This is a genomic window from Flavivirga abyssicola (genome assembly GCF_030540775.2).
Lineage (GTDB): Bacteria > Bacteroidota > Bacteroidia > Flavobacteriales > Flavobacteriaceae > Flavivirga > Flavivirga abyssicola.
On the sequence record NZ_CP141266.1, the window covers coordinates 3,595,887 to 3,608,535 of the forward strand.

11 protein-coding genes are annotated in these 12,649 nt (G+C 32.3%); 10 read left to right on the forward strand and 1 reads right to left on the reverse strand.

The genetic code is table 11. From position 1 onward, the window contains the following. The first annotated feature begins 1 nt into the window (after position 1). From Q4Q34_RS15195 to Q4Q34_RS15215, 5 genes are all read left to right on the forward strand, one after another. Positions 2–1,741, forward strand: coding sequence for a glycoside hydrolase family 19 protein (locus Q4Q34_RS15195; protein WP_303315438.1), 1,740 nt, complete (start codon positions 2–4; stop codon positions 1,739–1,741). A 13-nt stretch (positions 1,742–1,754) separates the two neighbouring features. Further along, positions 1,755–2,150 carry a hypothetical protein gene (locus Q4Q34_RS15200; protein WP_303315437.1) on the forward strand — a complete coding sequence of 132 codons (396 nt, stop codon included), beginning with the start codon at positions 1,755–1,757 and terminating at the stop codon, positions 2,148–2,150. 288 nt (positions 2,151–2,438) lie between these two features. Next, entirely contained in the window at positions 2,439–2,633 is a 195-nt protein-coding gene (locus Q4Q34_RS15205) for an SEL1-like repeat protein (RefSeq protein ID WP_303315436.1), read from the forward strand. Between the two features lie 26 nt (positions 2,634–2,659). Beyond that, positions 2,660–2,791 (forward strand): hypothetical protein, encoded by a 132-nt coding sequence (locus Q4Q34_RS15210; protein ID WP_303315435.1) that lies wholly within the window; start codon positions 2,660–2,662, stop codon positions 2,789–2,791. Between the two features lie 76 nt (positions 2,792–2,867). Then, entirely contained in the window at positions 2,868–3,287 is a 420-nt protein-coding gene (locus Q4Q34_RS15215; RefSeq protein WP_303315434.1) for a hypothetical protein, read from the forward strand. A gap of 318 nt (positions 3,288–3,605) precedes the next feature. On the opposite strand, the gene Q4Q34_RS15220 is transcribed toward Q4Q34_RS15215, so the two are convergent. Then, positions 3,606–4,220: an RNA polymerase sigma factor gene (locus Q4Q34_RS15220; RefSeq protein WP_303315432.1), complete on the reverse strand. Its 615-nt coding sequence runs from the start codon at positions 4,218–4,220 to the stop codon at positions 3,606–3,608. Between the two features lie 109 nt (positions 4,221–4,329). Between Q4Q34_RS15220 and Q4Q34_RS15225 the strand changes: the two genes are divergently transcribed. The 5 genes from Q4Q34_RS15225 (at position 4,330) to Q4Q34_RS15245 (ending at position 12,616) form a co-directional block, all read left to right on the forward strand. After that, positions 4,330–5,490, forward strand: a complete 1,161-nt coding sequence (locus Q4Q34_RS15225) for a FecR family protein (protein WP_303315430.1) — start codon at positions 4,330–4,332, stop codon at positions 5,488–5,490. Between the two features lie 378 nt (positions 5,491–5,868). Then, a complete protein-coding gene (locus tag Q4Q34_RS15230) occupies positions 5,869–8,982 on the forward strand; it encodes a SusC/RagA family TonB-linked outer membrane protein (protein WP_330444548.1) in 3,114 nt (1,037 codons plus the stop codon). Positions 8,983–8,994: 12 nt separating this feature from the next. Further along, positions 8,995–10,722, forward strand: coding sequence for a RagB/SusD family nutrient uptake outer membrane protein (locus Q4Q34_RS15235; protein WP_303315426.1), 1,728 nt, complete (start codon positions 8,995–8,997; stop codon positions 10,720–10,722). A gap of 24 nt (positions 10,723–10,746) precedes the next feature. Further along, the gene (locus Q4Q34_RS15240) at positions 10,747–11,211 is read left to right on the forward strand and encodes a DUF5018-related domain-containing protein (RefSeq protein WP_303315424.1); all 465 of its coding nucleotides are present in this window, start codon (positions 10,747–10,749) and stop codon (positions 11,209–11,211) included. Positions 11,212–11,482: 271 nt separating this feature from the next. Then, the gene (locus Q4Q34_RS15245; protein ID WP_303315422.1) at positions 11,483–12,616 is read left to right on the forward strand and encodes a glycoside hydrolase family 88/105 protein; all 1,134 of its coding nucleotides are present in this window, start codon (positions 11,483–11,485) and stop codon (positions 12,614–12,616) included. Positions 12,617–12,649 lie beyond the last annotated feature (33 nt).

Here is a 12,649-nt window from a genome sequence, read left to right on the forward strand (position 1 = left end):
TATGAGAAAAAATAAATTATATTTAATAAAAGCATATTTTGGATTTGCTTTATTTTTATATCTTGGTATACAAGAAGTACACGCACAGTATAACGAACTTGATGAGGTAGATTTAGGTTGTATAAACTGTGATGACGATTGGTATGATGATGATTGCTATGACTGTGACTGTGACCCGTTTTTTTGCCCAGGGGGAGACCAGGATAATACAGGTGAATGTTACGAATGTTGGTGCGATTCTTCTTATTGTGAAGAGGAAGACCAAGACCCTTGTGAAACAAATTACGATCCTTGTCTTTGCGATGGTGATTGTGGTGATAATGATTCGCCCACAGATCCGGATTTGCCGCAATTTAACCCAGATTTTAATCAAACAAGAAGTATTCAAATATTAGCAGTTGAAGTTAGGGTAAAGCAAGTAAATGTAAATCAATTGGTAGTTGCGCCTATATCTCTTCATATTGTACATATGCCCACAGCAGATTTAAATGCCATATTAACTAGTTATAATGCTGAAACAGGAATAACTATAACAGCCGAAACGGCTGTTGCAGAAATGACAGCCAATGCAAGCTCTGGAACTGAAATTTCTGCTGAATTGGATTTATTGAAAATTTGGTTAGAAGGATTAATAATAGATGAGTTAGATGCTATTAATGAAGACGAAGATGTGAGTTTTGAAGATTGTGACGGTAGTTGTTATTGCGATAGCAGCGTTTGTGAGGAAGATTGTGACACGGGGTATGCTAAAGATGTTAATGATAATTGTGTAGAATGTGAGGAAAAGGATGAAACTGATGGTTCTTGTGTAGACTGCGATACGGGGCAAATAAGAAATCGCGTTGGAGAATGTATAGATTGTAAAGAAAAGAATACAGATGGTTCTTGCAAAGACTGTGATAATGGAAAAGAAAGGGTAGATAATGGAGAATGTGTAGAGTGTGTAGAAAAAGAAGCAGATGGCTCGTGTAAGCCTTGTGAAGAAGGAAAAGAAAGGAATGGTAAAGGAAAGTGCATTAATCCTTGTGATGTTACTACAACAGATTTATCTTTGATATTTTCTACAACTAATAATAGTAGATTGGAAGATGTCAAACAAGCCTTAATAAAGTATGGCAAAGATTTTGATATTGATACTAAAGAAAAAATGCAACACTTTTTGTCGCAAGCAGGTCATGAATCTACACATTTCAAAGATTTAGAAGAAAACCTAAACTATAGATGGAAGAAGCTGGGAAAAAGTTATTGGAATCGCTATTTTAATCCTTTTGACGATCCTGACAAGGATCCTAACAAAGAAGATCCAAATGATTATAAAAGAGATAGTACTTCTTTATATGTTGATGTGCAAAAGTTTGCAAACTATGTCTATGATGATGATAATAGGAGCTCTAGTAGTCAATTAGGAAATGATTCTGTTGGTGATGGTTATAAATATAGGGGAAGAGGTATTATTCAATTGACAGGTAAGGATAATTATGAAAATTTTAATACTTTTTACCAAGATAATTATGATAACAGTAAAAACCTATTAACCAACCCTGAATTACTTTCTACAGACATTGACATAGCAATAATAAGCGCAATGTGGTTTTACAAAAATAACGTAATGAATAAAATATCAATTAATGCAAGCACAACTGTAGAGGCCGTTACAAAGAAAGTTAATGGAGGCTCTACTGGAATAAAAGACAGAAAAGAACTTCATACTAAAGCTAAGCAAAATGTTAACTGTTTATAAAAATATTATTATTATGAGAAGATTGCGAAAAAATTATACTAATGTTCTACTGATTATTTTTTTATTAATTGGTTTTAGTTTCAAAAACAAGGAATTATCAGTTCGACCTCCAGAATCATTAATAGGTATATGGATTAATACGGAAACCCCTGAATGGAAATGGGAGTTTAAAGAAGATGGAAAATGTTATAACTATATGGATGGTCAGATTACTACGATTTATTTTTATACCACTCATACTGAAAATTCAGCAAATAATAAGCTTATTTTAGACTTTCTTAAATTAATTAATATTAACGATGCAAATGATGTTTATGAATATGAAATTAACGGAATTGGAGAAGGAGAGTTGTATCTAGATTTTTTAGGAGATAAGAGTAGTAAATTAATTGGTTTTATAAAGGAATAGTCAAATTCATCTTACATTGGTATAACAATTTAAAAGGATTAACAGATGGAGATGAGTAGTCGATGTTAATGAAGGGGGGCACTGTATTTAAAGGGTATCGGTGTGTCCATAGATAATGCAAAAGCATTTTTACATATTCTAATACTACTAGTAAAGGCTATGTAAACGCATAATATAACTTAGGAAGATTATATAAATACGGTACAAGTTGTAGCATTAATTTTATACAAGCAATAGAGTGGTTTACTAAAGCAACAGAAAACGGAAGTCAAAGAGCCGCTTATTTATATGTATTACAAAAGGTTTGGGGTGTCTCAAAATTATCAAAAGGCAGTTTATTGGTTTGAACGTAGTGAAGCCCCAATAGCAAGATATTTTTTAGGGTTGTGTTATTATTTCGGTTATGGTGTTCCAGCTAATGAAGATAGAGCTTTGGAAATTCTATTAAATAACCCAACAGTAAAACATTTGTTACTTATATAGAAAGTGAACAAAAGCAAAAAAATGAAATGACTGTAGCGGAAGTTTTAGAGATATTATTTTCTACATACTCTAGCTATAAAGCACCAACTGTCATTACAGATGTGGATGTTTCCGAACACCAAGAACCAATAGTAGTTGAAGAAGTTATAGGAGAATGAGCTAGTAATACTATAATACGCACTTCCCATATCAGTAACTTTTACATCTGAAAATAATAACATAAACACAAAACGTATGAAAACAATGCTTATAGCAATAATGATACTGTTAACAACTACAATATCCGCACAAGATAAATATGATCAACTAATGCAAAAAATGGAAATAGAAAGCCAAATAAAAGAATTTATAAATAATTATATAGACAAACTCGCAAGTGAAAGTAATGGGGTAAGTGTATCAAAGTGGCAAACAATAAAGTCAAAAATAAATTATAGTACTTATTTAATCAGTATAAAATCAATCTTGCAAGAGCATTATCCTTTAAACGAAATAGATAATATCTTTAAGGCTAACGATATGGTAGCATCAGTCAATGATACTGGTAAATTTATTTACAAACCAAAGCCAATTGTACGTGAAAAAATGTATCAATTGAGTAGACAATATGGAAAGACTTTAAATGAAAAAATAAAAAAACTTATACAAGAATAATGTAATGTACAAATAGGTGTTCACGATTTGAAAAACAAAATAAAATACTGTATAACAGTGATATATATAGTGGTGGTTAAGTCTGCCACCCCGACAAATATTAATGCAAACTAAAGCCTTGTCAATCATGTGATTGACAAGGCTTTTTGGTTTTTAGACTATAATAAGAATTGAATTGATATGGTTTAATTCGGTTCACACTTTTGGAATCTAAAAAGTGTTAATTGTCCGATTTTTTATTGAAAGTCCAAATTAATATAGTTTAATTCGATTAACAATTAGGTCAACATTTGGTTTAAATTAAGAATAGATTTAGTGCTAATTAACTTTATTTTTTGTAGTATACTGGGAAAAATTTATTTGTTCAAAATCAAATAGTAAAAAAAGCAGGGTCTCTGCTTTGGAACCCAGTTTTTCTCTCAGTGTTTTAAAAGCTCTTGTAATATGACCTTCAACAGTTTTAATTGAAACACCAAGGTAATTTGAAATTTCTATATGAGTAAGCCCTTCTTTTTTATTTAATAGAAATATTTGTTTGCATTTTTTAGGTAGATTGTCAATTTCATAATTAACCAATTCCATTAGCTCGTTCAAATTTTTACCCTCATTTTCTACTATTAGGTCTATGGCTTCGAGATATTTCTTCTCCAAATAAACTACTGGTTGATTTTTTCGATATAGGTCAATAAATTCATTATATGTAGATTTATATAAATAGCTTTTAATTGAAAAATTTGGATTGATTTTTTTTCTGTGAACCCAAGTTTTTGCAAATACATTTTGAACAATATCCTCAGCTTTCCCATGATCGTTAATCAATGTATATGCATAAGTACAAAGTTTTTGATAAAAAGAACTTACTAAAAAATCAAAGGCTTTATTATCACCTAAACTTAATTTTTTTGCTAAAAAAAAATTGTTTTCAAACATCATATATATATATTGAGAAATTCTCAGAATAAGTACTGCATTAATGAACAAATCTAAAAAAAAATGAATAAAAAGTAGAGGGGTAATAAAAAAATATACGTAATAGGTAATAATGGGGAGTTCAAAAAAACATAAAATAATAATTAAATTTCTCAATAGAGAAGCAAATTATAAGGAACTAGAAAAATTAAATACTTGGTTAAAAAATGCTAAAAATGTTCCAATATTTAATCATTTCGTTCAAACAGAATATATAATCGCGTTATGCATGGCAGAATATAATTTGAAAAAGGCGAAAAAGTCTATAGAAACTAAAATCAAAAATTCTGAGAAAAAGCAAAAAGTAACTCTTTATAAAAGAATGACTGTAGCTGCTACAGTACTATTAATTATCGGGGTATCAATGTTTAGATTAAACAATGACCACAAAATTTCCCTGTCTGGAAATACAAATATAATTGAGATAGGTTCAAATAAAGCAATACTTACTTTGGAAAATGGTGATCAAGTAGCATTGGAAAAAGGAAAAAGTTTTCAGGCAGAAACTATAAGCGCTAATGGAGAGAAAATTATTTATTCGTCTCGAAATAAAAGTGATAAAGCAAAGGAAAAATTACAATTTAATTATTTGACAATTCCAAGGGGGGGGCAGTTTTTTGTCCAATTATCTGATGGAACTGAAGTCTGGTTGAATTCAGATTCAAAATTGAAATACCCTGTAAAATTTATTAAAGGAGAAATCAGAGAAATAGAACTTGTTTACGGTGAGGCTTATTTAAAGGTGTCTCCTAGTGAAAATCATGATGGAGTCTCTTTCAATGTACGTACTAAAGCGCAAACGATAAATGTTCTGGGAACAGAGTTTAATATAAAAGCTTATAATGATGATGACGAAATTGCAACAACGTTGGTTGAGGGAAAAGTTGCGATAAAAAAAGGCAAGATTGAAAAGATTTTAAGACCAAATCAGCAATCTCGAATTGTTCAAAATTTAGATAGAATTGAGGTTATGGATGTTGACGTGTCTCAGGAAATTTCTTGGATAGATGGAATGTTTACTTTTAATGAAGAATCTTTAGGGGAAATGATGAAAGTAATATCAAGATGGTATGATGTTGAAGTTGTTTTTGAATCAGCCAAACGAAAGAATTTTGTTTTTACAGGGGTATTGGAAAGAACAAAATCATTTACTGATATTCTGAAACTTATTGAAACGACAAGCGAAGGAGAAGTGGAATTTGAAATTAACAGAAAAACAATAATAATAAGATAAAAAAGGAAAAGGCTAGCACCTTGGACAGTAAAAGCCTTTTTCCAGCAGATTAATTAAAACAATGTTTAACTAAACCAAAGCAAATTTATGGAATTTAAATCAACTAGGAGACACTCCAATTATGGAAAGATGTTTCTAAAGATTATTATGAAATTATTTATCTTTTTGTGTTGTACTTTTGTGTTCGCCCTTGGGCCAAAAAAGGGGCATTCGCAAAATGCATATATTACAATAGAAAAGGAAAAGACATTGACTGTCAAACAGGTCTTTAAATTAATAAACAGACAAACGAAATATAAGTTCATTTATAGGCATGATTTAGTTAAAAATGCCCCCAAGCTTTTTTTGAAAAAAGGATTGGTTAAGACGAAAACATTATTGGAAGACTGCCTTTCTCCAATTAATTTTACTTACGAATTCACAGAAAACAAAACCGTAGTAGTTAAAAGAAAACCCCAATCGATAGTTAACAAACAGCTAATTCAGACATTAAATAGCAACTTACAGTTACAATTGAGTGGTTTGGTAACAGATGACAAAGGAGCACCTTTACCAGGAGCCTCTGTTATTGTGAAGGGGACACAAAATGGAACACAGACTGATTTTGATGGTAAATTTTCTTTAGAAGTTAACTCAGAGGATGTTGTGTTGGTTGTTTCTTATATAGGGTTCTTAACTCAGGAAGTTTCGGTAAATCAACAGACAAACTTATCTATTATATTAAAAGAAAATGCTTCAGAACTGGAAGAAGTCGTAATTATAGGTTTTGGAACAACTACAAAAGCAAAAGCTGTAGGTGCAGTTACTAGTGTAAAGGGTGAAAGATTAGAGCAGACTCCTTTTAATAATGCATCTGAAGCATTGCAAGGCCAGGTATCAGGTTTAGTTGTTAACAGACAAGGTGGAGCACCGGGAGATATTCCACGAATTTCTATTCGAGGAGGAGAAACCCCTCTTTTTGTAATTGATGGCGTTATTAGGGATGAATTTACGTTTGCTACTATCAATCCGGAAGATATTGAGTCAATATCATTTTTAAAAGATGCGGTGTCAACAGCAGTTTATGGTACTCGTGCAGGTGATGGTATAATATTGGTAAAAACAAAACGGGGGGCAAATAATAAACTAAAACTAAGATATTCCACGAATTATCAATTGAGTGAACCTACGGTATTACCTAAAAAGATGAATTCGCTGCAGTTTGCTCAGTTGAATAATGATGCAGCAAGGTATGATGGCATAGATCCTATTTTTACACAAGAGGAAATAAATATTATAAGAAGCGGCGAAGACCAAGTCAGATACCCAAATACAGATTGGCAAGAATTGGCATTTAGAGACTATACGGCTATGCGAAGGCATAATATTTCTTTAAATGGAGGGGGGGATAGAACGAACTATTTTTTGTCGCTTGGTTATTTGGATCAGGATGGGATTTTAAAATCTAATGCAATTACTTTAGAACGATATAATATACGAAGCAATATAAGTACAACATTTGAAAATTTAGGACTAAATGTTAGTTTAAATATTGATGCTAGTTTACAAAAAGAGAGAAACCCATCTATAGGGGGAAATACTATTTTCCGTCAGATAAGTTATCTTACTTCACCATTAGAGCCTGTTTTTAATCCTGATGGAACATATGCTGCTGGATCTAATCCATTGGCACGTGCAGACAGAGGGTCAGGGTATGTAAGAGAACGAGATAAATATATAAATACTCAGTTAAATATAAAATGGGAAGTCCCAGGAGTAGAAGGTTTAACAGCGGGAGTAATGGGCAGTTATAGAGAATCAGATGAATTTAATAAAACATGGAGTTTAACAGTCCCAAGATATAATCCAGCGGGAGATGTGGCTAACTCCTTGCCACCGTCTTTAAATCAATCTGCTAGGTATAATAGTATATTAGATTTAGAGGCTAGTTTGTCATATAAAAGTACGTTTGGTATGCATCATGGTATTGATGCGACTGCTGTTTATGTGCAGCGTGAAGGCGTTAATGAGAATTTTTCGGCTTCAAGAATTAATTATGAGTCTAGTGCCGTAGATCAATTGTTTGCGGGACCTTCTGAAGGGCAAAATAATTCAGGTTCCGCTAGTGAAAATGCTTTTGCTGGAGTAGTAGGACGTGTTAAATATGATTATGATTCAACTTATATTTTAGAATTTAGTGGGCGTTACGACGGAAATGACAATTTTGCCTCTGGGAAAAAATGGGGGTTTTTTCCTGCTATTGGAGGTGCATGGGTTATTTCTAATGAAAAATTTATGGAGTCGCTAAGTGAGAAAAATATTTTAAACAATCTTAAATTTAGATTTTCATTTGGTGAAACAGGTATTGTACAGGGGGTAAATAGATTTGGTTACTTATCAACATATAGCCTTGAACCCAATGTTATAAATATTGGGAACACTTTAATAAATGGATACTCTGAAGGTAATTTAGTGAGTCCAAATGAATTGACTTGGTTTACTAGAAAATCAAATAATATTGGTTTAGATTTTAGTTCTTTAAATTATGAACTAGAAGGAAGTATAGATTATTTCTTGTATAATACTACGGGCTTTTTAGTAAGCCCAGAGGATAGGTATTCGGCACCATTAGGAAAAAATTTGCCACAAATAAAGTCAGATTCAGAACAGCGTAGAGCAGGATGGGAATTTAGTTTGCGGTATAAAAAGAAATTAACAGAAGATTTTTATTTCGAAATAGGAGGAAATATGTCTTATTTTGATCAAATATGGGTGAAAAAAGTAGATGAGGATGAAGCTTCTTTAAAAAACCCTTACGTAAGAGAAACACATCAGAAGGACTTTTTTAGAAGAATGTACTTATCGGATGGATACTACCAAGATGAGTTTTTATTGTTAAATACGCCAAGACCGTCTAACGACAGTAATATTCAATTAGGTGATCTTCGTTATATAGATAGTAATGGTGATGGAAAAATAGATGATGATGATCGAAGACGTATAGGTAAGCCTTCTTTTCCTCATCTTAACTATGGATTTAATTTTTCAACAAGATACAAAGCCTGGTCATTTTCTGGATTAATTCAAGGTACGGGAGATCGTTATATAGATTTAGGGCTGAGAAGTGAGATTCCAAAAGAACTTTTATTGGAATACCAATTGGATTATTGGAGTCCAGAAAACCCTAATGCAAGATTTCAAAGAATATCTACGGTTTTTGATAATCCTAATGGTTTAGATTCAGATCATAAGTTGTTCAATGCTAAATATGTTAGAGTAAAAAATTTACAGATAGGTTACGATTTCAAAAAAGGTGTTTTGAAAAATTTAAAAGGTATTTCAGGGCTTAGGCTTTCACTAACTGGAACTAATTTATTTACAATTTCTGATGTGAACGATTATTTTGACCCTGAATCATGGACAGCAAGATCAAACAATTTTGATGGTAACGTAACAGGTAGCACATATCCAATTCAACGGACATATACTTTGGGGTTAAATGTTGAATTTTAATTGAAAAATATTATGAAAAATATAAAAAGCTTATTACTATTATTGATAATATCTTCCATGTTCGGTGCCTGTGAAGATATACTTGAAACGAAACCTTTAAACAGGTATTCAGAAGAAAATGTTTGGGGAGATCCAGCTCTTGCTCAAGGGTTTATTTATGATGCACAAAATGATGCTATAAGAGCATTTTTGAGTGTGCCAGCAAGTTCCACTTTGTATTCTGCAAATGATTTACATACAGACAACCAGATTAGAACTGGAGGAGGAGGAAATATTAATACAGATGGCTACGATCGGTTTTTTGATGCAGGTTGGGATCAGTTCTCTGTAATAAGACAAGCTAATTTAATTATTGAAAAAGTAACTGAATCAACGATATTTACTGAAAATCAAAAGACTCTTTTTATTGCTCAAGGACACATGATCCGTGCTATGGTCTATGCACGTCAAGCACGGTTTTTTGGTAAATATATTATTATAGATAAAGTGCTTACTCCAGAAGATGACTTAGTTCTAGGTCGTTCTTCAACCGTTAAAGAAACGTATGATTTTATTTTAAATGATTTAACTATTGCAGCCAACGGCTTGCCATTGAATGGGGAAGCAGGAATGTTAACCAAGGGTGCTGCTTTAGCCCTTAAAGCAGAAGTTGCATTACATGGCGGTGCATATATTGAAAGCAATAAAGAGGAGTATTACCAAATATCTAAGGAAGCTGGTGAAGATTTATTTAATTTAGGAGTATACCAATTAGATAACGATTATGCGAACATTTTTAATAATTACGATGGAGGCTTAAATTCTAATGAGATTATTTTGGGATATTATCAGCATATTGATAATACACGTTTTAGAGAAACCATTATGCAGCGTATTGTGCCTAATTTGGCTCTCAGTAGGCTAGATACTAATGCGACACCTCAACTAAGTCAAGGTTTTTCCGGATGGAGTCGTATGCAACCAACTTGGTCATTAGTTGAAGATTATTTAGTTGTAGATGAAGATAATGTCGCAAAGAAATGGAATGAAACGTCATATTATCAAGATTATATGACAAATGGTGGATATGTTTCAAAGATGCTTTTTAAAAATAGAGATAAGCGTTTAGAAGCTTCAATTGTGAGAGATTCATCGATGTATTTTGGTCAGTTGGTAACCTATCGTAAAGGCGGTAATTTACATTGGAATGCCAATACAGGTTCAAAATGGGGCATGACAGCATCTGGATTTAATCAAAGAAAGGGGTTGTATGAAGAAGTACAGTTAAGAGCTCCCGTTAACACACCATATCATATTGTTGTATTCAGGCTTGGTCGCGCATATTTAAACTATGCAGAAGCTATGTTGCGCCTTAATCAACCCGATGTTGCTATTGAATATATGAATAGAACAAGAACTGCTCATGGCGGCTTGCCACCACTGGCAATAGGTACTGATATATCAGATGTATGGAAATATTTTAAAATTGAGCGCAGAGTTGATTTATTCTTTGAAAATGATCGGTATTGGTCATTGTTGCGTTGGGGAAAAGAAGATGGAGGTACAATTATTTCCGAGTTAAATACTAATAAGAAAGCTTTTGAAATTTCAGAGGACGGCATGTCGTTTGAACTTATTGAAATCCCAAATGGATATGCCAATAGAAACAGAATGAATTTTTCTGCAAGAAGATATCTTTTTCCTGTACCAGAAAATGAGAGACAGTTGAATAATAAACTAGACCAGAACCCTGAGTGGTAATCCAAAATATAAAACTTTTAAATTATGAATAAATTAATAAAATACATACCAATCATCGTTTTAGGCCTACTATTAACCTCATGCTTAACCTCGGATCTTGATGAACTACCAACCTTTGAAAATGCTGATATTATAGATTTTAGATTTGAATACCGTTGGATAGATAACTCTAGTGAGTTTAGTAAATTGAAGGTGCAATCCTTAAATAGAACGATAACAATAGATACTATATCAAATACAGTAAATTGTACAATTACAGTACCGGCATCTGATGATGATTTTCCAGATTCAGTTAGAGCAGATGTAACGCTTTCAAATATTGTTGGTTTTGCAGATCTTACAACTGCTGCTAGTATGAAACCTATAGGTAATGCACCTGTATTAGGCAAAGTTGGTGATTTTAGTTTAAGTACTATCCAGTATGAAGTTACTGCAGCCAATAATACTGTAAAAGTATGGAGTCTAATTATTGATGACTTTGTTAAATAAAAAAGTTTAGTTATTTTTATTTAAGTAGTTTTTAGTTAGTGCACGGGAAATTTTTTCCCGTGTATTTTTATGTAATACCAAACGAATTTATAATCAATCATTTTGAAGTTTATTTGGTATAAATCCCAATATTTCAGTTATGAAAAACATTTAGCTCATAGTGTTAAGTGTAAATGTAGAAATGAACTACCTATAATAAAAATGAAAATAAAACTGAAGCAATTTACTAGATTAAGAAGAAATAACTTGTAATCAGTTAAATTAATAAAGAATGAACAAAATAAAGGGTGTTAATTTAGGAGTATTACTTATCGTTGTGCTCTCTGTGCAGTGTAGAACAGCAAAGACAGAAAAAGTAAAAACAATTACTCAAAAAGTAGCAGATTGGCAAATTAAAACTTTTGAAGATATGGGGAAATATCGTGCCCTACCATCTGAAGCAAATCGAGAAAAATGGCATCACCGAGATCGTTATCACGATTTGGAGTGGCATTGCGGAGCCTTATATGCAGGTGTTTATCAGTTTAGTACAATAACCGATAATCCAAAATATTGTAAATGGTTAAAGGATATTGGAAATAAAAATGGTTGGAATTTATATAAACGCATGTATCATGCTGATGACCATGCAGTAGGTCAGTTTTATTTAAATCTTTATGAAAAGTACAAAGAAGAGCAAATGATAAGCCCCTTGCAAATGCGTTTTGATTCTATTTTAAAAAGCGAAAGAGTTAATAAATGGCATTGGCATTGGTGTGATGCTTTGTTTATGGCCCCGCCTGTTTGGGCAAGACTTTCAAAAGTTACTAAGGATTCTAAATATTTAGAATTCATGGATAAACAATATCATATGACTTATGACATTCTTTGGGATAAAAAAGAACAGCTTTTCTTTAGAGACAAAAGTTATTTTAAAACTAGAGAAAATAATGGTGAGAAAACGTTTTGGGCAAGAGGAAATGGTTGGGTGTTTGCTGGCTTAGCCCTCATGATTCCAGATTTGCCAAAAGATTGGGAGCATAGAGATTTCTATATAACTGTTTTTAAAGAAATGGCTGAAACATTAAAAAAAGAACAACGTGTGGATGGTTCTTGGTCTGCTAGTCTTTTAGGAGACGAGAAAGACTATCCAAAAATGGAAACAAGTGGTACTGCATTTTTTACTTTTGGACTCGCTTGGGGTATTAATAACGGTATTCTAGATAAAAATGTATACCAACCAGTGATGATGAAAGCATGGAAAGCCATAGTGTCCTGTGTTGATAATAAAGGTATGTTAGGATATGTGCAACCCGTTGGAGCAGCACCAGGTGAGAGTTTTAAGGATTATACTGAGGTATATGGATCTGGAGCATTTTTAGCTGCAGGGACAGAGGTTTATAAATTCTTTCAGAAAAATAAATAGTAAGGAGTGTTTGTATATAAAATAGCAGCTTGA